General features: G+C 70.7%; 26 protein-coding genes. 12 read left to right on the top strand and 14 right to left on the bottom strand.

Annotated elements, in window-relative coordinates; all coding sequences use genetic code 11:
• Nucleotides 1–25: 25 nt before the first annotated feature.
• Both moeZ and A5643_RS12410 read right to left on the bottom strand, forming a co-directional pair.
• Complete coding sequence (gene moeZ / locus A5643_RS12415; RefSeq protein WP_066855742.1) at nucleotides 26–1,201, bottom strand: adenylyltransferase/sulfurtransferase MoeZ; 1,176 nt, start codon at nucleotides 1,199–1,201, stop codon at nucleotides 26–28.
• 106 nt (nucleotides 1,202–1,307) lie between these two features.
• Entirely contained in the window at nucleotides 1,308–2,345 is a 1,038-nt protein-coding gene (locus A5643_RS12410) for a DUF3152 domain-containing protein (RefSeq protein WP_066855739.1), read from the bottom strand.
• Nucleotides 2,346–2,510: 165 nt separating this feature from the next.
• Here A5643_RS12410 and fasR point away from each other — a divergent pair, with 165 nt between their 5' ends.
• Entirely contained in the window at nucleotides 2,511–3,158 is a 648-nt protein-coding gene (gene fasR, locus A5643_RS12405; RefSeq protein ID WP_066855736.1) for an HTH-type transcriptional activator FasR, read from the top strand.
• A 31-nt stretch (nucleotides 3,159–3,189) separates the two neighbouring features.
• Here the strand turns inward: fasR and A5643_RS12400 are convergent, their stop codons facing one another.
• Nucleotides 3,190–3,450 carry a DUF3107 domain-containing protein gene (locus A5643_RS12400; protein WP_066855733.1) on the bottom strand — a complete coding sequence of 87 codons (261 nt, stop codon included), beginning with the start codon at nucleotides 3,448–3,450 and terminating at the stop codon, nucleotides 3,190–3,192.
• A gap of 178 nt (nucleotides 3,451–3,628) precedes the next feature.
• Here A5643_RS12400 and A5643_RS12395 point away from each other — a divergent pair, with 178 nt between their 5' ends.
• On the top strand, nucleotides 3,629–4,462 hold the full coding sequence (locus A5643_RS12395; protein ID WP_082948927.1) for a hypothetical protein: 834 nt from the start codon (nucleotides 3,629–3,631) through the stop codon (nucleotides 4,460–4,462).
• A gap of 5 nt (nucleotides 4,463–4,467) precedes the next feature.
• Here the strand turns inward: A5643_RS12395 and A5643_RS12390 are convergent, their stop codons facing one another.
• Nucleotides 4,468–5,163, bottom strand: coding sequence for a ferritin-like fold-containing protein (locus A5643_RS12390; RefSeq protein ID WP_066855729.1), 696 nt, complete (start codon nucleotides 5,161–5,163; stop codon nucleotides 4,468–4,470).
• Between the two features lie 285 nt (nucleotides 5,164–5,448).
• Here A5643_RS12390 and A5643_RS12385 point away from each other — a divergent pair, with 285 nt between their 5' ends.
• Together A5643_RS12385 and A5643_RS12380 are read left to right on the top strand one after the other, a co-directional pair.
• Nucleotides 5,449–7,005 (top strand): DEAD/DEAH box helicase, encoded by a 1,557-nt coding sequence (locus A5643_RS12385; protein ID WP_066855726.1) that lies wholly within the window; start codon nucleotides 5,449–5,451, stop codon nucleotides 7,003–7,005.
• A gap of 17 nt (nucleotides 7,006–7,022) precedes the next feature.
• A complete protein-coding gene (locus A5643_RS12380; RefSeq protein ID WP_066855723.1) occupies nucleotides 7,023–8,237 on the top strand; it encodes an Rv3212 family protein in 1,215 nt (404 codons plus the stop codon).
• Nucleotides 8,238–8,252: 15 nt separating this feature from the next.
• Here the strand turns inward: A5643_RS12380 and A5643_RS12375 are convergent, their stop codons facing one another.
• The gene (locus tag A5643_RS12375; RefSeq protein ID WP_066855720.1) at nucleotides 8,253–9,053 is read right to left on the bottom strand and encodes a ParA family protein; all 801 of its coding nucleotides are present in this window, start codon (nucleotides 9,051–9,053) and stop codon (nucleotides 8,253–8,255) included.
• Nucleotides 9,054–9,134: 81 nt separating this feature from the next.
• On the opposite strand from A5643_RS12375, the gene A5643_RS12370 reads away from it, so the two are divergent.
• The 3 genes from A5643_RS12370 to A5643_RS12360 are packed head-to-tail and all read left to right on the top strand — an operon-like array spanning nucleotide 9,135 to nucleotide 11,361.
• Entirely contained in the window at nucleotides 9,135–9,761 is a 627-nt protein-coding gene (locus tag A5643_RS12370) for an acid phosphatase (protein ID WP_066855717.1), read from the top strand.
• Nucleotides 9,758–10,882, top strand: a complete 1,125-nt coding sequence (locus tag A5643_RS12365; protein WP_231995554.1) for an isochorismate synthase — start codon at nucleotides 9,758–9,760, stop codon at nucleotides 10,880–10,882. Before A5643_RS12370 ends, A5643_RS12365 begins: the two co-directional genes overlap by 4 nt.
• Nucleotides 10,879–11,361 carry a GNAT family N-acetyltransferase gene (locus A5643_RS12360; protein ID WP_066855714.1) on the top strand — a complete coding sequence of 161 codons (483 nt, stop codon included), beginning with the start codon at nucleotides 10,879–10,881 and terminating at the stop codon, nucleotides 11,359–11,361. The genes A5643_RS12365 and A5643_RS12360 overlap by 4 nt, the downstream gene beginning before the upstream one ends.
• Here A5643_RS12360 and A5643_RS12355 read toward each other — a convergent pair.
• The 5 genes from A5643_RS12355 to ectA are packed head-to-tail and all read right to left on the bottom strand — an operon-like array spanning nucleotide 11,313 to nucleotide 14,927.
• Nucleotides 11,313–11,744, bottom strand: coding sequence for a hypothetical protein (locus tag A5643_RS12355; RefSeq protein ID WP_066855711.1), 432 nt, complete (start codon nucleotides 11,742–11,744; stop codon nucleotides 11,313–11,315). The two genes, A5643_RS12360 and A5643_RS12355, sit on opposite strands and share 49 nt — an antisense overlap.
• On the bottom strand, nucleotides 11,741–12,643 hold the full coding sequence (gene thpD, locus A5643_RS12350) for an ectoine hydroxylase (protein ID WP_066855708.1): 903 nt from the start codon (nucleotides 12,641–12,643) through the stop codon (nucleotides 11,741–11,743). The genes A5643_RS12355 and thpD overlap by 4 nt, the downstream gene beginning before the upstream one ends.
• Nucleotides 12,640–13,032 (bottom strand): ectoine synthase, encoded by a 393-nt coding sequence (locus A5643_RS12345; protein WP_066855705.1) that lies wholly within the window; start codon nucleotides 13,030–13,032, stop codon nucleotides 12,640–12,642. The genes thpD and A5643_RS12345 overlap by 4 nt, the downstream gene beginning before the upstream one ends.
• A gap of 20 nt (nucleotides 13,033–13,052) precedes the next feature.
• The gene (ectB, locus tag A5643_RS12340) at nucleotides 13,053–14,333 is read right to left on the bottom strand and encodes a diaminobutyrate--2-oxoglutarate transaminase (RefSeq protein WP_066855802.1); all 1,281 of its coding nucleotides are present in this window, start codon (nucleotides 14,331–14,333) and stop codon (nucleotides 13,053–13,055) included.
• 21 nt (nucleotides 14,334–14,354) lie between these two features.
• Nucleotides 14,355–14,927 carry a diaminobutyrate acetyltransferase gene (gene ectA / locus A5643_RS12335; RefSeq protein WP_066855702.1) on the bottom strand — a complete coding sequence of 191 codons (573 nt, stop codon included), beginning with the start codon at nucleotides 14,925–14,927 and terminating at the stop codon, nucleotides 14,355–14,357.
• 251 nt (nucleotides 14,928–15,178) lie between these two features.
• On the opposite strand from ectA, the gene A5643_RS12330 reads away from it, so the two are divergent.
• Both A5643_RS12330 and A5643_RS12325 read left to right on the top strand, forming a co-directional pair.
• Complete coding sequence (locus A5643_RS12330) at nucleotides 15,179–16,156, top strand: diacylglycerol/lipid kinase family protein (RefSeq protein WP_066855699.1); 978 nt, start codon at nucleotides 15,179–15,181, stop codon at nucleotides 16,154–16,156.
• A gap of 268 nt (nucleotides 16,157–16,424) precedes the next feature.
• Complete coding sequence (locus A5643_RS12325; protein WP_066855696.1) at nucleotides 16,425–16,679, top strand: WhiB family transcriptional regulator; 255 nt, start codon at nucleotides 16,425–16,427, stop codon at nucleotides 16,677–16,679.
• Between the two features lie 59 nt (nucleotides 16,680–16,738).
• On the opposite strand, the gene A5643_RS12320 is transcribed toward A5643_RS12325, so the two are convergent.
• A complete protein-coding gene (locus tag A5643_RS12320) occupies nucleotides 16,739–18,247 on the bottom strand; it encodes a sensor histidine kinase (protein ID WP_066855693.1) in 1,509 nt (502 codons plus the stop codon).
• 16 nt (nucleotides 18,248–18,263) lie between these two features.
• On the bottom strand, nucleotides 18,264–18,479 hold the full coding sequence (locus A5643_RS12315; protein WP_066855799.1) for a biotin/lipoyl-binding carrier protein: 216 nt from the start codon (nucleotides 18,477–18,479) through the stop codon (nucleotides 18,264–18,266).
• Nucleotides 18,480–18,652: 173 nt separating this feature from the next.
• Here A5643_RS12315 and A5643_RS19020 point away from each other — a divergent pair, with 173 nt between their 5' ends.
• Nucleotides 18,653–18,727, top strand: a complete 75-nt coding sequence (locus A5643_RS19020; RefSeq protein ID WP_085976515.1) for a 50S ribosomal protein bL37 — start codon at nucleotides 18,653–18,655, stop codon at nucleotides 18,725–18,727.
• 18 nt (nucleotides 18,728–18,745) lie between these two features.
• On the opposite strand, the gene rsrA is transcribed toward A5643_RS19020, so the two are convergent.
• Together rsrA and A5643_RS12305 are read right to left on the bottom strand one after the other, a co-directional pair.
• The gene (rsrA, locus tag A5643_RS12310; protein WP_231995552.1) at nucleotides 18,746–19,048 is read right to left on the bottom strand and encodes a mycothiol system anti-sigma-R factor; all 303 of its coding nucleotides are present in this window, start codon (nucleotides 19,046–19,048) and stop codon (nucleotides 18,746–18,748) included.
• The gene (locus A5643_RS12305; protein ID WP_066855688.1) at nucleotides 19,045–19,737 is read right to left on the bottom strand and encodes a sigma-70 family RNA polymerase sigma factor; all 693 of its coding nucleotides are present in this window, start codon (nucleotides 19,735–19,737) and stop codon (nucleotides 19,045–19,047) included. The genes rsrA and A5643_RS12305 overlap by 4 nt, the downstream gene beginning before the upstream one ends.
• A gap of 241 nt (nucleotides 19,738–19,978) precedes the next feature.
• Between A5643_RS12305 and A5643_RS12300 the strand changes: the two genes are divergently transcribed.
• Nucleotides 19,979–20,827 (top strand): SDR family oxidoreductase, encoded by an 849-nt coding sequence (locus A5643_RS12300; RefSeq protein WP_066855685.1) that lies wholly within the window; start codon nucleotides 19,979–19,981, stop codon nucleotides 20,825–20,827.
• A gap of 84 nt (nucleotides 20,828–20,911) precedes the next feature.
• Nucleotides 20,912–22,162, top strand: a 1,251-nt coding sequence (locus A5643_RS12295) for an alkane 1-monooxygenase (protein WP_082948931.1), incomplete at its 3' end; no start/stop codon positions are given.

Genomic DNA, 22,162 nt, shown 5'->3' with positions numbered 1-22,162 from the left:
TAACGGTGCCCCGCCCGGGAACCGGTCAGTACATGACCATGTCGGGTTGGATTTGCTTGGCCCACGCCACGATGCCGCCCTGCAGGTGCATGGCGTCGGCGAATCCGGCGTTTTTGACGGTGGCCAGCGCCTCCGCCGAGCGGACCCCGGTCTTGCAGTACAGCACCGCGGTGCGGTCCTGCGGCAGCTTGGCCAGCCCGTCGCCGGTGTTCAGCGTCGACTGCGGGATCAGCTGCGCCCCGTCGATGTGGTTGATCTCCCACTCCACCGGCTCGCGCACGTCGATCAGCGCCACCGTGCCCGAGTCCAGCATCTCGCGCAGCTCGCGGGGGGTGACGGTGGCGTCGGCGGTGGCGGTGGCCGCCTCGTCGGACACCATCCCGCAGAACGCCTCGTAGTCGATGAGCTCGGTGATCTTCGGGGTGGTCGGGTCCTTGCGGACCTTGACGGTGCGGTAGCTCATCTCCAGCGCGTCGTAGACCATCAGCCGGCCCAGCAGCGGTTCACCGATCCCGGTGATCAGCTTGATCGCCTCGGTGCCCATCACCGAGCCGACCGAGGCGCACAGGATGCCCAGCACGCCGCCCTCGGCGCAGGACGGCACCATCCCCGGCGGCGGCGGCTCGGGGTACAGGTCGCGGTAGTTCAGGCCGCGCCCGTCGGGGGCGTCCTCCCAGAACACCGAGATCTGGCCCTCGAACCGGTAGATCGAGCCCCACACATACGGCTTGCCCGCCAGCACCGCGGCGTCGTTGACCAGGTAGCGGGTGGCGAAGTTGTCGGTGCCGTCGAGGATCAGGTCATAGCCGGCGAACAGCTCGACGGCGTTGTCGGTGGTGAGCTGCTGGTTGTGGGTCTGCACCGTCACCAGCGGGTTGATCGCGACGATCGCGTCGCGCGCGCTGTCCACCTTGGGCCGGCCGATGTCGGCCACGCCGTGGATGACCTGGCGCTGCAGGTTGGATTCGTCGACGACGTCGAAGTCGATGACCCCGAGGGTGCCGACCCCGGCGGCGGCCAGGTACAGCAGGGTCGGGGCGCCCAGCCCGCCGGCGCCGATCACCAGCACCCGGGCGTTCTTCAGCCGTTTCTGCCCGTCCACCCCCACGTCGGGGATGATCAGATGCCGGCTGTAGCGGGCGACCTCGTCGCGGGTCAGGTCCGCGGCCGGCTCAACCAGCGGCGGCAGCGATGTCGACACCGGATATCTCCTCGATTCGCTCGTTCGGGTACACGCTGATCATCGCAGCAGTTGACCGCTACAACGACAAACCGGTCCGGAACCTTCCTGCCGCCCGCCCGCCGGATCAGGCGATCGGGTACGGCCAGGGGTTGAACCGACAGATCTTGCCGTCGGGGTGCACCGAGTCCGGGTCGAACAGGGCGGCGTCGTCGTTGGCGGTGGAGAACGTCTGCTGCATCATGATCGGCGCCAGCGCGTCCTGCTTCTCGCAGGGCTCGTGGCGTTCGTAGCCGATGGCGTGGCCGACCTCGTGGTTGATCAGGTATTGCCGGTAGGAGCCGTTGTCGCCCTGGAACGACATCGCGCCGCGCTCCCAGCGGGCGGCGTTGATGAACACCCGGGCCTCCCGGTCGGCGCCGTAGGCGGGGTTGTAGCAGGAGGCCTCCAGCTCGATCTCGTAACCGCAGCCCTCCCGCACGGTCATCGGCGAGGTCAGCGAGATCCGGAAGTCGGGTTCGACGCCGCTGGCGGCGTCGACGCGGGAGAACCCGAACTGGGTGTTGTGGATCCAGCTCTTGGGGTTGCTCAGCGTCTTGTCGACCATGGTCGCGAACGCGAAGTCACCGCCGAACGCCGAGGTGTCGATGCCGTCCTCGACCTCGATGGTGTAGGTGAAGGTCTTGTCCAGGCCCTGACCGATCGGCCCCATCGCGCCGGGCACGATGTGCCAGGACTTGTTGCCGGCGACCGTGTAGGGGCCGCCGACGGGCAGTTTGCCGGTGGGCAGGTTGGCGTCGAACTGGGTCAGGCCGCGCGGCGGGGCGCCGATGATCGCGGTGCCCGACGACCCGATCGTCGGCGGGCCCTGCACCGGCTCCTCGCTGTCCGGGCCGGGCGCGCTGGTGCCGCTGACCGTCTGGTAGAGCACCACCGCGGTGAGCGCGATGAGCGCCGGCAGCGCGTAGGCCCGCCAGCCGTAGGTCGACACGAACCGGCCCAGCCAGGTCTGTTTCCGCCAGCGGCGACGGTCACGGGCGGCGCGCGGGCGGCCGGATCCGCCCGCCAGCGGGTCGCGCTGGGCGCGCAGCGGCTCCCGCCATCGATCGTGGAGCACCGGCACCTGACCGGCGCTGCCCACGTGCCGCACCGGTTCGTAGGTCACCGCTCCAGAATGACACAACCGGCCGCAACCTGGGATTCTCGGCGCGCCCGACGCCGCGGGCGGATGCGCGGCGCGGGGTGTGCGCCCCGGGCGGGCGGCGGGTTCAGAGTAGTGTCAAGGCGGTGACGGCGGCCGGTGGCCGCGGAACCCAGATTGAGGATCTAGATGAGCGATCTTGCCAAAGCCGAGCGGAGCGGCTCACGCGGAACGCACCGGCGCGGTAACCGGTTGCCCCGCGATGAGCGGCGCAGCCAGTTACTTGTCGCTGCGAGCGAGGTTTTCGTCTACCGCGGCTACCACGCCGCCGGGATGGACGAGATCGCCGACCGGGCCGGGGTCAGCAAACCGGTGCTCTACCAGCATTTCTCGTCGAAACTGGAGTTGTACCTGGCGGTGCTGCAGCGCCACGTGGACAACCTGGTCTCCGGGGTGCGCCAGGCGCTGCGCACCACCACCGACAACCAGCAGCGGTTGCGCGCGGCGGTGGGGGCGTTCTTCGACTTCATCGAGCACGACGGCCAGGGCTACCGGCTGATCTTCGAGAACGACTACATCAGCGAGCCGCAGGTCGCGGCGCAAGTGCGGGTGGCCACCGAATCGTGTATCGACGCCATTTTCGATCTGATCAGCGCCGACTCCGGTCTCGATCCGCACCGGGCGCGCATGATCGCCGTGGGGCTGGTGGCGATCAGCGTCGACTGCGCGCGGTATTGGCTCTCCAACGACCGGCCGATCACCAAGGCGGACGCGGTGGAGGGCACCGTGCAGTTCGCCTGGGGTGGGCTCTCCCACGTGCCGCTGACCCGGTCCTGAGCCGACGGTCCGGCCCTCAGCTGGTTTTCTCTCAGCTGGTTTTGGTGCGCTTGACCGCTGCGGTGGCGCCGATGCCGAAGCCGACCCGCGGGGCGTCGGCGGTGCCGATCTCGACGTAGGCGATCTTCGCGGCGAAGATCAGGAAGCGGCGGCCCTTCTCGTCGGTGAAGGTCACCACCTCCGAGCCGTCGCGCAGCGCCGCGGTGAGCACCCCCTCGACCTCGTCGGGTGTCTGCGCGCTGGTGAAAACCAGCTCGCGCGGGCTGTCGGTGATCCCGATCTTGACCTCCACGCCGGCCCCTTTCCTTTGGTAGACGTCCCCCACCTGAGCAGGTTAGTGCAGGTTAATCGACCGCGGTCCCGGCGCCGCGGCTGGCATCCGGAAAACCGTCCCCAGCTGCGGTAACGGTTCGCTAACGGGCAGGCGCGTCGGCGCGGGAGCGGGCCGGGGTGCCGCTACCGTCGGCGCTGTGACCGACTTGGACTCCCGTCAACGCGACCGCGGCCCGCACTCCGGCCGCGGTCGGGTCGAGGGGGCCCGGCGCGACTACCGCAACCACCCCGGCTACCGGGGCTACGGCGCCGAACGGGAACCGCTGGCGCCCTACCGCGGCTTCGGCGCCCAGACCGGCCCGGCGCCCGCCGACTACCCCGACTACGCCGACTACTACCCGGACTACGCGGAGGACGACGGGGACTACGCGGACTACGACGAGTACGCGGACTACCCCGACGACGGTGGCCGGTGGCGCCCGGTGGCCATCACCGCCGGGCTGGTGCTGGCGGCCGCCCTGGTGGCCACCGCGGTGATCCTGCAAAGCGGCGGCAACGGCGGCACCGCGGGCACGGTGTCCTCCCCGCCGACCCGCACGGTGATCGCCACCCCGCCGCCCGCGCCCGCGCCGACCGGCTCACTGCCGCCCGAGACCATCACCACGGTCACGCCGACCACGCCGACCACCACCGCCGCGCCCAGCACCACCTCGGCGCCCCCGCCGCCCCCGCCGACCAGCACCACCGCACCGGCGGAGCAGCGGCGCGTCATCACCTACACGGTGACCGGCACCAAGTCCCTGCTGGACCTGGTGACCGTCGTCTACACCGATGAACAGGGTTTTCCGCGCACCGACCTGAACGTGGCGCTGCCGTGGTCGCGGCGGGTGGTGCTCAACCCCGGGGTGAACATCACCTCGGTGACCGCCACCAGCGTGCACTCCCAGCTCAACTGCGCGATCACCGACGGCACCGGTCAGCTGCTGCGCCAGACCGCCACCAACTCGATGATCGCCACCTGCACCCGCTGAGCGGGTCAGGCCAGCCCGAGTTCGCGCATCCGGGCGTCGTGGGACTGCTGTAACCGGTCGAAGAACACGGTGAGCTCGCCGAGCCCGCCGGTGCCCTCGACCACCAGGTCCACCATCTCCTCGCGGTCGGCCAGCACGTGCTGGGCCTGGGTGATCGCCTCCCCGAGCAGTCGCCGCGACCACAGCGCCAGCCGACTGCGTTGTTTGGCGCTGGCGGTCACCGCGGCCCGCACCTCCGCGACGACGAACTGCGAGTGCTGGGTCTCCGAGAGCACCTCGCGCACCACGCCGGCCACCTCCTCGGGCAGCACGTCGGCGATCTGCCGGTAGAAGTCCGCGGCCAGCGCATCACCGAGATAGGTCTTGACCAGCGCCTCCAGCCAGGTGCTCGGCATGGTCAACCGGTGGTAGCCGTCCAGGGTCGACGCGTGCTTGCTGATCGCGGGCAGCACCTCGACCCCGCGCTGCTGCAAGGTGTCGCGCAGCAGTTCGTAGTGGCGCATCTCGGCGGCCGCCATGCTGCCCATCGAGATGCGGCCCCGCAGGTCGGGGGCCATCCGGGCTTCCTCGGTGAGCCGGTAGAAGGCCGCCACCTCGCCGTAGGCCAGCAGCGAGAGCAACTCGTCGATACCGGGGTGGTCGGCGGGCAGCCGCGTCGCGGGCGCCACGGTCACCTCGTCGGAGGGCGGAAGCGGGGTCATCGTGCCCACTCTAAAGCCTCGGCGCGGGCCCTCAACGCGCCCGCGGGACCCCCGGGCGCGCCCACCTGGTCGGGCGCGCCGCCTCGACCCGCTATGCTGGGGGGACGGTAACGGCATGCCATGCCGATGCCACAGGAAATGTGCGTGCACTTCTTGGCCCGACCGGCCCGGCGGGCGGCCCACTTTGCGGCCCCGCGAATCGGCGACATCTCCGGCAGTCTGGACTCGTGCGCGCTCGACGATATGAACCGCGATCGCGACCCCGGAAAGGCTGTTGCCCCCCGCATGACACCCATCACCACCCATCCTGAACAGACATTCGCCCAGCTCGGCGTCCGCGAGGAGATCGTGCGCGCCCTGGCCGAGCGCGGCATCGAACGGCCGTTCGCCATCCAGGAGCTGACCCTGCCGCTCGCGTTGAGCGGCGACGACCTGATCGGTCAGGCCCGCACCGGCATGGGCAAGACCTTCGCGTTCGGGGTGCCGCTGCTGCACCGCATCTGCGCCGACACCACCCGCCCGCTGACCGGCACGCCCCGCGCCCTGATCGTGGTGCCCACCCGGGAGCTGTGCCTGCAGGTCTACGACGACCTGGCCGGCGCCGCGAAGCACCTGAGCACCGAGTCCAACCCCGGCGACGACGGCACCGTCCGGCCGCTGTCGGTGGTGTCGATCTACGGCGGGCGGCCCTACGAACCGCAGATCGAGGCGCTGCAGGCCGGCGTCGACGTCGTCGTCGGCACGCCCGGGCGGCTCCTCGACCTGGCCCAGCAGGGCCACCTGCAGCTCGGCGGGCTGTCGGTGCTGGTGCTCGACGAGGCCGACGAGATGCTCGACCTGGGCTTTCTGCCTGACATCGAGCGGATTCTGGCCCAGATCCCCGACCAGCGGCAGGCGATGCTGTTCTCGGCGACCATGCCCGACCCCATCGTCACCCTGGCCCGCAGCTTCATGAACCAGCCCACCCACATCCGCGCCGAGGCGCCGCACTCCTCGGCGGTGCACGACGCCACCGAGCAGTTCGTCTACCGCGCCCACGCGCTGGACAAGGTGGAGCTGGTCAGCCGGGTGCTGCAGGCCCGCGGCCGCGGCGCCACCATGATCTTCACCCGCACCAAGCGCACCGCCCAGAAGGTCGCCGACGACCTCGCCGAGCGGGGCTTCAAGGTCGGCGCGGTGCACGGCGACCTCGGCCAGGGCGCCCGGGAGACCGCGCTCAGCGCCTTCCGGTCCGGGGAGAGCGACGTGCTGGTCGCCACCGACGTCGCCGCCCGCGGCATCGACATCGACGATGTCACCCACGTCATCAACTACCAGTGCCCTGACGACGAGAAGACCTACGTGCACCGCATCGGGCGCACCGGCCGGGCCGGCAAGACCGGCGTCGCGGTCACCCTGGTCGACTGGGACGAGCTGGCCCGCTGGACGATGATCAACAAGGAACTCGACCTGGACTGCCCCGACCCGGCCGAGACCTACTCCAGTTCGCCGCACCTGTACACCGAGCTCGACATCCCCGACGACGTCACCGGCCGGATCGGCAAGCCGCGCCGCTCGCCGGGCCGGCGCCCCGAGCGCGGCGGCGCCGAGCGCAGCCGCGGGGAGCGGGCCGCCCGGCCGCGCACCCGCTCACGGCGACGCACCCGCGCCGGCAAACCGGTGAGCGAGAACGGGTCGACGCCGGCGGCCACCGATTCATCGCCCGCCGACTCGGCCGGCGCCGGCGCGGCGGACGACGCGGCGGCCGCGGAACGGTCGGCCGGCGGGGACGCGCCCCGCAAACGCCGCCGGCGTCGTCGGCCCCGCAAGACCGCCGACAGCGCCGCCACCGGCACCAGCTGACCAGCGGCTGACCCCCGATGGTTCGACCGGAGCGCCGTACCACCGGCGACCTGATCGCCGCCGCCACCATCGTCGTGGTCCTCGCCCTCGCCGCGACCCTGATCTGGTGGGTCAGCGACGCCCGGCACACCGTCAGCAGGCCGGCCGCCGAGCCGGCCACCAACCGGCCCTCGGCCATCGCGTTGCCCACCGCCCTGCACGAGCTCTGGGCCGCCCCCAGCCCGGCGACCACCCGCCCGGTGCTGGTCGGCGGGGTCGTCGTCACCGGCGCGGGCGCCCAGATGAGCGGCCGTGATCCGCGGACCGGCGCCGAGCTGTGGAGCTACGCGCGCGGCGCCGACCTGTGCGGGGTCAGCTGGGTCTACAAGTACGCGCTGGCGGTCTACCCCGACCGCCGGGGCTGCGGGCAGGTCAGCGCCGTCGACGGCGCCACCGGGCAACGCGGCCCGACCCGCAGCAGCTACGCCGACAAGCAGGTCCGGTTGAGCTCCGACGGCACCACGGTGCTCGCCCTCGGCGCGACCCGACTGGAGATGTGGCGCTCCGACCTGGTCCGGATGCTCTCCTTCGGCGAGATCGACGCGCCGGTCAAACCCTCCGCGCGCCGGCTGGGCAGCGGCTGCACCCTGACCTCCGCGGCGGCCAGCCCGTCGGCGGTATCGGTACTGGAGAGCTGCGGGGAGCAGCCCGGCCTGCAGCTGCGGCTGCTGCGCCCGGGCAAGGACGAGGACGAGCCCGAGCAGCGCGATGTGCCGCTGCCCACCCTCGACGCCGACTCCGGCGCCCGGGTCGTGGCCGTCGCCGACACCACCACCGCGGTGTATCTGCCCACCCCGGCACCGCACGTGGACATCATCGACGAGACCGGCTCGACGATCGCCAGCACCGCGCTGACCGCGCCGCCGACCGCGTTCGCGGTGTCCAAACCCGGCGACCTGATCACCTGGTGGACCGGGGACGCGGTGCTGGTGTTCGACCCCGCGGACCTGCGCTACCGCTACACCGTCGGCGCCCGCGACGGCGCGGTGCCGCTGGGCCCGGCGGCGCTGATGGCCAACCGGATGCTCATCCCGGTCACCGACGGTATCGCGGTCTACCACCCGGACACCGGCGAGTACGAGCGGACCATCCCGGTGCGCCGGCCGGCCGAGTTCAGCGCGGTGTACCCGGCGGTCTCCGGCGGCCTGGTGCTCGAGCAGCGCGGCCCGACGCTGGTGGCGCTCGGCGAATAGGACGCGTCGGGTGGCTCAGACCTCGGGGGCGAACGTCGGCATCGCCTTGCCGGTCTTCCAATGCTTGACCAGCGCCTCGGCCAGCTCCCGGTAGGCCTCCGCGCCCTTGTTCTTACGCGCCGCGAGCACCGAGGCGCCCGAGGCGCTGGCCTCGGCGAAGCGCACCGTGCGCGGGATCGGCGGCGCCAGCACCGCCAGGCCGTAGCGGTCGGCGATGTCGAGCAACACGTCGCGGCTGTGGGTGGTGCGCGAGTCGTACAGCGTGGGCAGCGCCCCGAGCAGGGCCAGCTCCGGGTTGGTGATCTGCTGCACGTCGGAAACCGTCCGCAGCAACTGGCCCACCCCGCGGTGGGCCAGGGTCTCGCACTGCAGCGGGACGATGACCTCGTCGGCGGCGGTCAAGCCGTTGAGGGTCAACACCCCCAGCGACGGCGGACAGTCGATGAGCACCACGTCGAACCGGTCGGCGAGCTTGGCCAGCGCCCGTTTGAGCGCGTACTCACGCCCGGCGCGCATCAGCAACATCGCCTCGGCGCCGGCCAGGTCGATGTTGGCCGGCAGCAGGGTCATGCCCTCGGCGGTCTCGACCAGCGTCGCGTCCGGTTCCACGTCGCCGAGCAGCACCTCGTGCACCGACGCCGGCAACGAATCCGGGTCGGTGCCCAGCGAGAACGTCAGACAGCCCTGCGGGTCCAGGTCGACCAGCAGCACCCGCGACCCGGCGTCGGTGAGCGCCGCACCGAGCGAGGCTACCGTCGTCGTCTTGGCCACTCCGCCCTTCTGGTTGGCCACCGCCAGCACCCGCATCTGCGTCACGCCGCTCCTCCCCGCCACACGGTTCACCGCCGTCACCGGCGATCCCCGCCATCCTGTCATGCCCAGCGGTGCCCGTGGGGGATGGTTCGGGCAGAATCGGTCGGCGTGACCGTCGCGCTCTCCCGGCCCGCTGCCCGGCTGCTGCTGTTGCGCCACGGCGAGACCGAATGGTCCAAGACCGGCAGGCACACCGGCCGGACCGACCTGGCGCTCACCGACTACGGCCGGCGGCGCGCGCAGGCGGTCGCGCCGGTGCTGCGCGGGCTGGATCTGGTCGACCCGCTGGTGCTGTGCAGCCCGCGCCAACGCGCCCGCACCACCGCCGAGCTGGCCGGGCTGCACGTCACCGAGACCACCGAACTGCTCGCGGAGTGGGATTACGGCGCCTACGAGGGCCGCACGACCGAACAGATCCGCGAGAGCGTCCCGGACTGGCTGGTGTGGACCCACGGCTGCCCCGAGGGCGAATCGGTCGAGGAGGTCGGCAGGCGCGCCGACCGGGCGATCCGCATCGCCCTGGACCGGATGGTCGAGCACGACGTGGTCTTCGTCGGGCACAGCCACTTCTCCCGGGCGGTGATCGCCCGGTGGCTGGGGTTGCCGGTCGCCGCCGGCGCCGGGTTCGCGATGGCGGCCGCGTCGGTGGCGGTGGCCGGGTTCGAACACGGCGGGCACCAGCTGTTGGCGCTGGGGCTGGCCGGGCCGTGACCACCCCCGAGGACGACACGCTGCCCGACACCGAACCGCAGTTCGTGCTGAGCGGGCCGGAGGGCACCCTGATCGGGTACGGGTTCGGCGCCCACTACCCCGACGTCGACGCGGCCCGCGCCGCGCTGCGCACCGGTGAAGCCGCAATCGTGGTGGGGGCGTTGCCGTTTCATGACGGTGCGCCGGCCGCCCTGTTCTGCCCGCAGACCCTGGCCCGCCGCGACACGTTGCCGGACTGGCCGGCCGGCCCGCTGCCGACGGTGCGGGTCGAGGCCGAGGAGCCCAGCGCCGCCGAACACCGCCGCCGGGTGGCGGCCGCGCTGACCGAGCTGCGCCGGCCGGACCCGGTGCTGCACAAAGTGGTGCTGGCCCGCGGGCTGCGCCTGGCCGCCGACGCGCCGCTGGACGCCCGCACCGTGTTGGCGCGGCTGGTGGCCGCCGATCCCACCGCCGACGGCTACCTGGTGGACCTCTCCCCCGCCGGCCCGGCCTACCGGGGCGCGGCGCTGGTGGGCGCCAGCCCGGAACTGCTGGTGACCCGCCGGGGCGATCGGCTCAGCTGCCGGCCGTTCGCCGGGTCCGCACCCCGCTCGGCCGACCCCGACCGGGACCGGGACAACGCGGCCGCGCTGGCGGCGTCCGGCAAGGACCGCCACGAGCACCAGCTGGTCATCGACACGATGCGGGCCCTGCTCGAACCGCTGTGCACCGAGTTGACGATCACCTCCGCCCCGCGCCTGGGCCGCACCGCCACCCTGTGGCACCTGAGCACCCCGATCAGCGGCCGGCTGCGCGACCCGGCGACCACCGCGCTGGACCTGGCGCTGCGGCTGCATCCCACCCCGGCGGTCGGCGGCGTGCCCACGCCCGACGCGGTGGCGATGATCGGCGCCCTCGAGGGGGACCGCGGGTTCTACGCGGGGGCCACCGGATGGTGCGACGCGCGCGGCGACGGGCGGTGGATGGTGTCGCTGCGGGGCGCTCAGCTGAGCGCCGACCGTCGTGGCGCCTTCGCCCGATCCGGCGGCGGGATCGTCGCCGAATCCGACCCCGACGACGAAGTAGCCGAAACGACAACGAAATTCGGCGCGATCCTCAACGCCCTCGAGGTGCGGCGATGAGCCTGGAGATCCGGCCGGCAACACCCGGCGACGTCCCGGCGATCACCGCGATGGTGCACGAGCTCGCCGCCTTCGAGGGTGCCGCCGAGGCATGCACGGTGACCGAGACCCAGTTGCACACCGCGTTGTTCGTCGAACCGGTGAGCGCGCACGCCCATCTGGCGCACGTCGACGGCGCCGCGGCGGCGATCGCGGTGTGGTTCACGAATTTCTCCACCTGGGACGGAATGGCGGGAGTGCACCTGGAAGACCTGTTCGTGCGTCCGGCGTTCCGGCGGCGCGGCGTGGCCCGGGCGCTGCTGGCCACGCTGGCCCGGCTGTGCGTGCAGCGCGGTTACACCCGGCTGTCGTGGGCGGTGCTCAACTGGAACACCGACGCGATCGCGCTCTACGAGCAGGTCGGGGCGCAGCCGCAGCGGGAGTGGACCACCTACCGGTTGTCGGGCCCGGAACTGGCCGGGTTGGCCGGATCGGGCTGACCCCGCCCGGCGGTCCAGGCCACCGCGGCCGGGCTGAACAGCAGGCCCAGCACCGTGAACGCGACCACCGCGACCGGGATGCCGTAGGCCCACTGGTGCGAGCCGACCGCCAGGTACCAGGCCACCGGCAGCAGCAACAGCTGTGCGAACACCGCGATGCCGCGGCCCCACACCCGGCCGCGCACCAGCGCGGCACCGGCGGCCAGCACCGCCCCGCCGATCAGCAGGAACCAGACGGCGGTGCCGAAGCCGTTGACCATGGACTGGTCGGACCCGGCCATCCCGCGCAGCACCAGCACCAGCGCGGCGAGCAGCGCGAGCACCCCTTCGGCGGCGACGATGAAGCCGGCTTTGCGTACCCCTTCGGGGGGGATGACACTCACAGCGCCAGCGTAGCCACCGGGTCGCGGGAGGCGAGGTACTCGGGTCGGCGCCGGGCGCCGCAGAACGGCTCGGCCAGCGGGTTGTGCACCGAGTTGAACACCAGGAACACATTCGAGCGGGGCAGCGGGGTGATGTTGGAGCCCGACCCGTGCAGCAGGTTGGCGTCGAACCACAGCGCGCTGCCCGCCGGGCCGACGAACTGGTCGATCCCGTGCTGGTCGACGACCTTGACCAGGGTGTCCCGGTCGGGCACCCCGATGTCCTGGCTGACCAGCGAGGTCTCGTAGTTGTTCTCCGGCGTCGCCCCCACGCACGGGTAGAACGTCCGATGCGAGCCGGGCACGAGCATCAGCGACCCGTTGTAGGGGTAGTTGTCGGTCAGCGCGATCGAGCAGGACACCGCCCGGATCTCGGGCATGCCGTCCTCGGCGTGCCAGGTCTCGAAGTCGGAGTGCCAGTAGAACCCGCTTCCGGTGAAACCGGGCATCATGTTGATCCGCGCCTGGTGGATGTAGACGTCACCGCCGAGCAGTTGGCGGGCGATCGGCAGCACGGTGTCCAACCGGATCACCTCGGCAACCAGGTCGCTGAGCAGATGCGGGGCGAACACCGAGCGGATCCCGCCGCCGGGTTCGCGGACCGCGCGCGGGTCATCGGCGTCGAGTTCGGCGCCGAGCCACTCCAGTTCGCGCTGCAACAGCGGCAGCGTGTCGTCGCCGACGGTGCCCGGGTTGATCAGGTAGCCGTGTTCGGCGAATCGGTTCAGCGCCGCCCGGTTCAGCGGCCCGTCGAGGGGGTCGCCCCACACGGTCGGCTCGGTCCGCGGGACCGGACTGATCGCGTGCCCGAGCCGGGTGGGGTAACGGTCTTCTACGCCTGTGAGTGTCGCCTGCGTCATGCCTGCTGGGCAGGGGCGGGATAGGCGCCGTTTTCGTCGTGAACCTCCCGTCCGGTCACCGGGGGGTTGAACACACACAGCATCCGCATCTGTTCCTCGCAGTCGATGCGGTGCCGTTCGTGGCCGTCGAGCAGGTACATCGAACCGGCGGCGAGCGGGAACTGCTCACCGTTCTCCAGGTTGGTGAGCGTGCCCTTGCCCTCCACCAGCCACACCGCCTCGATGTGGTGCTGGTAGTGGAACTGGTTCACCGAACCGGCTTCGATGGTGGTCTCGTGGAACGAGAAGCCGGCACCGTCGTCGGCGAGCACGATGCGCTTGGAGCGCCAGGTGCCGTCGGAGACGTCGCGCTCGGTGCCGGTGATCTCCTCGGTGGTGCGAACAATCATCGGGGGTTTTTTCCTCTCGGTCAGCGGACGACAGCCGAAACGGCGTCGGCGATGATGTCCATGCCGGTGTCGAGGTCGGCGTGCGAAGTGGTCAGCGGCGGAAGCAGTTTGACGACCTCGTCGGAGGGGCCGCTGGTCTCCATCATGGCGCCGCGCTCGAAGGCCGCCGCGCAGACCGCGTTGGCGTGTTCGGCGGTGTCGAACTTCAGCCCCTGGGCCATACCGCGGCCCCGGGCCTTGACGCCCTCGTGGTTGGCGGCGATGCCGTTGAGCCGCTCCCGCATGAAGTCGCCCTTGGCGATCGTGTCCTTCTCGAACTGCGAGTCCGCCCAGTAGGTCTCGATCGCCTTGGTCGCGGTGATGAACGACGGGTTCTGGCCGCGGAAGGTCCCGTTGTGCTCCCCGGGGGACCACACGTCGAGATCCCGCTTGAACAGGGTGAGCGCCATCGGCAGTCCGTACCCGCTGATCGACTTGGACAGCGTCACGATGTCGGGGGTCAGACCGGCCTCCTCGAAGCTGAAGAACGGACCGGTGCGGCCACAGCCCATCTGCACGTCGTCGACGATCAGCAGGATGTCGCGCTTGCGGCAGAGTTCGGCGAGGGCCTGCAGCCACTCCACCCGGGCGACGTTGAGCCCGCCCTCACCCTGCACGGTCTCCACGATCACCGCGGCCGGCCGGTTCAGCCCGCTGCCGGAGTCGTCGAGAACCCGCTCGAACCACTGGAAGTCCTCGGTGACGCCACCGAAGTAGTTGTCGTAGGGCATCGGGGTGGCGTGCACCAGCGGGATGCCCGCACCGGCCCGCTTCATCGAGTTCCCGGTCACCGACAGCGATCCCAGCGTCATGCCGTGAAAAGCGTTGGTGAAGCTGATGATCGACTCGCGTCCGGTCACCTTCCGGGCCAACTTCAGGGCCGCCTCGACGGCGTTGGTGCCGGTCGGACCCGGGAACTGCACCTTGTAGTCCAGGTTGCGCGGCTTGAGGATGGTGCCCTGGAAGGTCTCCAGGAAGTGCTGCTTGGCCACCGTCGCGATGTCCAGCGAGTGCACGATCCCGTCGGAGGCCAGGTACTCCAGCAGCGGCTCCTTGAGCACCGGGTTGTTGTGGCCGTAGTTCAGCGCGCCGGCCCCACCGAACAGGTCGAGGTACTTGCGGCCCTCGGTGTCGGTGATCCAGGAACCGCTGGCGGTGGCCATCGTGGCCGGCCAGCCGCGGCAGTAGCTGCGTACCTCCGACTCGACTTCGCTGAACACAGCGGGCAGGTCGGTTTCCGACGCAGGGGTCAGGGTGGTCATGGGATCCTCCATCTCCATAAATCAGTTAGGGCTCGCAGTGGTCCTCGCCGTGGTCTCCGCCAGCGGTTCGGCGAGTGGACCGATGCGCAGCAGCGGTTCGTCCTCGTGGCCACCGTCGGTGTCGAGGAGTTCGGCACCGAAGCCGTCATGCTCGGTCAGGGCGACGCCGTGGCGGCGGGCGAACGCGCCGAAGAAGGCCCGCGACGCCTCGTTGCTCGGCGTCACCGTGGTCTCCACGGTGATCGGGTGGCCGTGGCGGTCGGCGCGCACCCGGTGCACCAGCGCGTCGAGCATGGCGCTGGCCAGCCCGGTGCCCTGCGCGGAATCGGCCACCGCCACCTGCCAGACGAACAGCACTTCGGGCCGGTCGGGCGGGTGGTAGCCGGTGATGAAGCCGCAGACCTCGCCGTCGCGGTCGGCGACGATCGAGGTGGCCGCGAAATCGGTGGCCATCAGCAGGTATGCGTAGGTCGAGTTGACGTCCAGCACACCGGTGGCTTCCGCCAGATCGCGCATGCCCAGCGCGTCCGCACCGTGGGGGGGACGCAACGACTCGGTCCGTGGAGTCCGGCTCACTTGCCCATCGAGGTACATAACGAGTTAGTAGTCACCACAATCCGAATTCGTCGTCAGTCATCAACTCAGCGCTCTCGGTACAACGACCGTAGGCACATGTTCAGTTCCCGATCAAACCGCCGCCACAGCTCACGCCTGCCGGATACCCGCTTCGGCACCGACTCAACCAGCACAAAGCATGGCGGCAACGCGCCCTTGGCTAACCCGAGCTATGTTATCAAATCGTTACCTAACGGCGGCGCTGCCGGCACGCTCTAGACTCGGCATCCGTGCGCGCCGTACTGATCGTCAACCCCAACGCCACCTCCACCACCCCCGCCGGGCGCGACCTGCTGGTCCACGCCCTGCAGAGCCGGCTGCACCTGCGGGTCGAGCAGACCGGCCACCCCGGTCACGGCGCCGAGATCGTGCGGGCCGCCGCGGCCGACGGGGTCGATCTGGTGATCGTGCACGGCGGCGACGGCACCGTGCACGGCGTGGTCAACGGGCTGCTCGGCCCGCCCGGACCGCTGCCCGCCGGGCCGCTGCCGGCGATCTCGGTGGTGCCCGGCGGATCGGCCAACGTCTTCGCCCGCTCGCTGGGCATCGCCGCGGACCCGGTGGTGGCGACCAACCAGCTGATCGACCTGCTCGACGCGCACGGTCCGCAGCGCGCCTGGCGCCGGGTCGGGTTGATCGACTGCGGGGAGCGCTGGGCGGTCTTCGGCGCCGGGATGGGCGTCGACGGGGAGGTGGTGGCCGCGGTCGAGGCCCGCCGCCGCGCCGGACGCGGGGTCACCATGTCGCGCTACGTGCGCGCTGCGGTGCCCGCGGTGCTGGCCAGCAGCCGCCGGGATCCGAAGCTGACCCTGCACCTGCCCGGCCGGGAGCCGGCCACCGGGGTGCATTTCGTGTTCGTCTCCAACACCAGCCCGTGGACCTACGCCAACGCCCGCCCGGTGTGGACCAACCCGGAGACCACCTACGAGACCGGGCTCGGCGTGTTCGCCACCACCAGCATGAAGGTGCTGCCCAGTCTGCGGCTGGTACGCCAGATGCTCGCCAAGAAGCCCAAGCTGGAGTTCAAACACCTCATCCGCGACGACGACGTGGCCGAACTGCGGGTGGTGAGTCAGGACACACCGATCGCCAGCCAGATCGACGGGGACTACCTGGGGACGCGGACCGACATGACTTTCCGCTCCGTGCCGGATGCTTTGAGCGTGGTGGCGCCACCCGCGAAATCCCCCGTCGACCTGCAGAAATGACGTTGGCCGGGTTGCCGGTGCGTTTAGTTTAGTGCACCGCTTTCGGCGGAATAATCCGGGTGTCGCCCGGCGAACAGCGCGTGACCAGCCCGTAACCGGGACGTGATATCGCCCACTTGGATAAGTGTTCCTATTGACATCTGTCGAGGCTGTGCAACGATCACACGGTCGGATGCAACAGTTCACAGACTTTTTTGCGCCCGGAAAAACAGCCGAAGAGAAATGCCGGTGCGCCGTGCTGCGCACACACGTGAGGAGTAACGAGATTATGGATTGGCGCCACAAGGCCGTCTGTCGCGACGAGGACCCGGAACTGTTCTTCCCGGTCGGAAACAGCGGCCCGGCCCTCGCGCAGATCGCCGAAGCCAAGCTGGTCTGTGCGCGCTGCCCGGTGGTCACCGAATGCCTGTCCTGGGCACTGGAGACCGGACAGGATGCCGGCGTGTGGGGCGGCATGAGCGAGGACGAGCGGCGTGCCCTCAAGCGGCGCAACGCGCGGACCCGCGCGCGCAGCAGCGTCTGATCGAAGCTTTCTCCACCGATGCGGCCCCGATTCGTCGGGGCCGCATTGTTATGCCCGGGTTATGCCGGCGGCCGGTGCGAAAGCCGGCTGCGCCGCCCGATCGGGATCCGCACCACCACGTCGGTGCCGCCAGACGTGCCGGTGGGCTGCATCGCCAGCGTCCCGTCCAACTCCGCGGCGACCAGGGTCTGCACGATCTGCAGGCCGAGCCGGTCGGACTTCTCCAGACTGAAGCCGTCGGGCAGGCCGCGGCCGTCGTCGCGCACCACCACCTTGAGCCGGCGCGCCGACCGGTCGGCGTGGATGGTGACGCAGCGCTGCGCGGCGGCCGGGTCGAAGGCGTGCTCGATCGCGTTCTGCACGAGCTCGGTGATGACGATGACCAGCGCCATGGCCCGGTCGGCGTCGAGCACCCCCAGCGCCCCGGTGCGGGTGATGCGGATCGGGGTGTCCACGGTCGCGACGTCGTTCATGCTCGGCAGGATCCGGTCGATCACGTCGTCGAGGTTGACCTCCTCGTCCACCGACATGGACAGCGCGTCGTGCACCTGGGCGATCGAGGCCACCCGCCGCACCGATTCGATCAGCGCCTCGCGGCCCTCGGGGTTGGTGATGCGGCGGGCCTGCAGGCGCAGCAGCGCCGCCACGGTCTGCAGGTTGTTCTTCACCCGGTGGTGGATCTCGCGGATGGTGGCGTCCTTGGACAGCAGGGCCCGGTCGCGCCGCTTGACCTCGGTCACGTCGCGGATGAGCACCGCCGCTCCCACCGGGGTGCCCCCGGTGAGCAGCGGCAGGGTGCGCAGCAGCACCGCGGCTCCGCCGGCGTCGACCTCCATGCGCATCCCCGACCCGCCGGTCAGCGATTCGCGGACGTGCTCGGCCAGCTCCGCGGCCTCGAACGAGTCGGAGATCAGCGGCCGGGTGGCGGCGATCAGGTCCTGGCCCGTCAGGTCCGATTTCAGCCCCATCCGGTGATACGCCGACAGCGCGTTGGGGCTGGCGTAGCGCACCGTGCCGTCGACCCCGAGCCGGATGAACCCGTCCCCGGCCCGGGGCGTGGAGCGCGACATGGCCAGGTCCCCGATCGGGAAGGTGCCCTCGGCGAGCATGTGCAGCAGGTCGCGGGCGCAGTCGAGGTAGGCGGTCTCCAGCGGGCTGGAGCCGCGCCGCTCGGCGACGGCGGCCTGGTGGGTCAACACCGCCACCACCTGCTCGCCGTAGCGCACCGGGACCGCTTCCACGCTCATCGCGGTGTCCGACAGGGCCAGCCGCCGGGTCACCTGCTCGCGGCGGATCGTCCCGGTCCGGAAGGTGCGGTCGACCAGGGGCACCTCGTCGGCGGTGACCACGGTGCCGACCGCGTCGGTCTGCAGCATGGTCGTCGCGGTGTTGGGCCGGCACTGCGCCACGCACACCAGCGTGTCGGCGTCGCGGCGCACCCACATCAGATAGTCGGCGAAGGACAGGTCGGCCAGCAGCTGCCACTCCCCCACCACGGCGTGCAGGTGGTCGACGGCGCCGCCGGGCAGCACCGTGTGGTCGGCGAGCAGATTGCCGAGGGTCGACACCGCCGGGCTCCGGTGGCTAGCCGATGACTGCGATCAGGTCGCCGGCGCGGATGACGTCGCCGACCGCGACACTGACCTTGGTGACGGTGCCGGCCACCTCCGCGAGCACCGGGATCTCCATCTTCATCGACTCCAGCAGCACGACGGTGTCACCGGCGTTGATCTCGTCGCCCTCGGCGACCACGACTTCGAGCACACTCGCCACGATCTCGGCCCGAACGTCTTCGGCCATCTTCACTCCGCTCGTTCCGGTGGTCAGTCGCTGCCCGTATATCGAACCACAACCGTCGGCCCGCGCCCGTCAACAGGGCACGCGGAGTCCGGCGGCACCGGCGTGCGAAACTGGTGGGGAACGATCGGTGTTTTTCCGATCCGATCCGACCCGACCGCCCGGAGGTGGCTCCCATGGCCAAACGAGGCCGCAAGAAGCGCGACCGCAAGCACAGCAAAGCCAACCACGGCAAGCGCCCCAACTCCTGACCCGGCGGGGCGCGCCGGTCAGCCCAGTTCGCGGACGATGGTGGTCCGGCGGATCTCCACCCGCAGCCGTTCGCGCAGCCCCTGCGGGGCCTTCTCCCCGCTGCACTTGGTGGCGATCAGCACCTTGATCCGCTCCTCGACCCCGTATTCGCGCAGGCAGCCGGGGCAGTTCTCCAGGTGCTGGCGCAGCCGGTCCCGGGACTCGGCGGTGCATTCGCCGTCGAGCAGCGTCCACACCTCGGCCATCACCTCGGCGCAGTCCACGCCGGAACCGGGGTGCTCGGCGTCGGGGGAACCACACCCACATGCGAAGTCGGTCACGACGACACCTCCTCGGCGGCGCGGTCACCACGGAGGAAGCCCCGGTCCTTGGCGACGTCGGTCAGCAGGTTGCGCAGTTGCCGGCGGCCACGGTGCAGCCGGGACATCACCGTCCCGATCGGGGTGCCCATGATCTCGGCGATCTCCTTGTAGGGGAACCCTTCGACGTCGGCGTAGTACACCGCCATCCGGAAATCCTCGGGCAGCGCCTGCAGCGCCGCCTTGATCTCGGTGTCCGGCAGCGCCTCGAGGGCCTCGATCTCCGCCGAGCGCAGCCCGCGCGAGGAGTGCTGGGCGGCCGAGGCGATCTGCCAGTCGGTGATCTCCTCGGCCGGGTACTCGGCCGGCTGCCGCTGCTTCTTGCGGTAGCTGTTGATGTAGGTGTTGGTCAGGATCCGGTACAGCCACGCCTTGAGGTTGGTGCCGGCCCGAAACGAGCGGAACCCGGCGTAGGCCTTCACCATGGTTTCCTGCAGCAGGTCCTCGGCGTCGGCGGGGTTGCGCGTCATCCGCAGGGCGCCGCCGTAGAGCTGGTCGAGCAGTGGGATCGCGTCGCGTTCGAAGCGCGCGGTGAGCTCCTCGTCGGTCTCGTCGGGCGCCCGGTTGGTGTCCTCCTCGTCGTGCGCCGCGAACCCGGTGTCGGGGCTGGTCTCCGACGGTGCCGAATCCGCACCATCGATGTCGGCCATCGCCGTCCCTTCCCTCGGGCGTTGCAGACACGCAGTCAACACCGCGACTCTCCTTCGCTCGATCCTACGGGGTGCGCCGCGGCGCGCAGCGGCGACCGGCGGCGACTGTCCCCCACAACACCGCGCTCGCGGGCGGTTGTTCCCGGGCCGCGGCGGCCGGGATGTGGCGGTGGCGCCCGGCGACCTGATCGAATTGACCGAGGCGGTCACCGCCGACCTCCGCGCGACCTAGGCTGGGCCCATGTCGCTAGCCGGGAAAACCATGTTCATCTCCGGGGCGAGTCGCGGGATCGGGTTGGCGATCGCCACCCGGGCCGCCCGCGACGGCGCCAATGTCGCGTTGATCGCCAAGACCGCCGAGCCGCACCCCAAGTTGCCCGGGACCGTCTACACCGCGGCCCGCGAGATCGAGGAGGCCGGCGGGCAGGCGCTGCCGATCGTCGGCGACATCCGCGACGGGGAGTCGGTTCAGTCGGCGGTGGCGCAGGCCGTCGAGCAGTTCGGCGGGATCGACGTCTGCGTCAACAACGCCTCGGCGATCAACCTGGGCTCGATCACCGAGGTGCCGCTGAAACGGTTCGACCTGATGAACGGCATCCAGGTGCGCGGCACCTACGCGGTGTCGCAGGCCTGCATCCCGCACCTGCGGGGCCGGGAGAACCCGCACATCCTGACGCTGTCGCCGCCGATCCGGCTGGAGCCGCAGTGGCTGAAACCGACCGCGTACATGATGGCCAAGTTCGGGATGACGCTGTGCGCGCTGGGCATGGCCGAGGAACTGCGGGCCGACGGCATCGCCTCCAACACGCTGTGGCCGCGCACCATGGTCGCCACCGCCGCGGTGCAGAACCTGCTCGGCGGGGACGAGGCGATGGCCCGCGCCCGCAAACCCGAGGTCTACGCCGACGCCGCCTACGCGGTGATCACCCGCCCGGCCGGCGAGTTCACCGGACACTCGCTGCTCTGCGAGGACGTGCTGCTCGAATCCGGGGTGACCGACCTGTCGGTGTATGACTGCGTACCCGGCGGCGAGCTGGGGGTGGACCTGTGGGTCGACGACGTCAACCCGCCGGGCTACCGCGCCCCCTGATCCGCGCCCGGTTAGGGGCGGTCACCGCGGCGTTTGTCGCCGGGAACCAACACCGCCCCCGAAGTTGAGCGGCTGGACACGTCGATGTGCCGCGGTGTCGTTGCGAGGCTGAAACCAGCAACGCCCATATCGCTGGAAGAGGGATTCGACGTGACAACGACAACACATCCCGGCGACGCCGCCGTCGCCGCCGCGCCCGCCGCCTGGCGGGACCGGAAACGCTATCTGTGGCTGCTGGGCCTGTTCGTGCCCACCATGCTGTTCTTGGTGCTGCCGATCAGCTGGGGCCTCAACCAGGCCGGCTGGCACACCGCCGCGCAGCTGCCGCTGTGGATCGGGCCGATCCTGCTCTACGTGCTGCTGCCCACGCTGGACCTGTGGGTCGGCGTCGACGGCCACAACCCGCCCGATGAGGCGATGGCCCGGCTGGAGAACGACAAGTACTACCGGTACGCGACCTACGCCTACATTCCGTTCCAGTACGCCAGTGTGCTGTTCGGGGCCTACCTGTTCACCGCCGCGGACCTGAGCTGGCTGGGTTTCGACGGCGGCCTGGGCTGGCTGGGCAAGATCGGGGTGGCCCTCACGGTCGGCACCGTCGGCGGGGTGGGCATCAACACCGCCCACGAGCTGGGCCACAAGCGGGACACCCTGGAGCGCTGGCTGTCCAAGATCACCTTGGCCCAGGTGTGGTACGGCCACTTCTACATCGAGCACAACCGCGGCCACCACGTGCGGGTGGCCACCCCGGAGGACCCGGCGTCGGCCCGCTTCGGCGAGACGTTCTGGGAGTTCTTGCCGCGCACCGTGTTCGGCAGCCTGCGCTCGGCGCTGCACCTGGAGGCCCAGCGCATCCGCCGGGCCGGCAAGAACCCGTGGAACCCGCTGACCTGGCCGGGCAACGACGTGCTCAACGCCTGGGCCATGTCGATCGTGTTCTGGGGTGCGCTGCTCGCGGTCTTCGGTCCGGCGCTGGTGCCGCTGATCGTCATCCAGGCGATCTACGGGTTCTCGCTGCTGGAGTCGGTGAACTACCTCGAGCACTACGGGCTGGTGCGCCAGAAGCGGGAGAACGGCCGCTACGAGCGCTGCACGCCGCAGCACAGCTGGAACTCCGACCACCTGGTCACCAACCTGTTCCTCTACCACCTGCAGCGCCACAGCGACCACCACGCCAACCCGACCCGGCGCTACCAGACGCTGCGCAGCATGGCGGAGTCGCCCAACCTGCCGGCCGGCTACGGTTCGCTGATCGCGGTGACCTACTTCCCGCCGCTGTGGCGCCGGCTGATGGACCACCGGGTGCTCGACCACTACGACGGCGACATCACCCGG

The organism is Mycobacterium sp. 1274756.6, from assembly GCF_001668625.1.
Classification (GTDB): Bacteria; Actinomycetota; Actinomycetes; order Mycobacteriales; family Mycobacteriaceae; genus Mycobacterium.
This window is presented reverse-complemented; position numbering and strand designations above follow the sequence as displayed.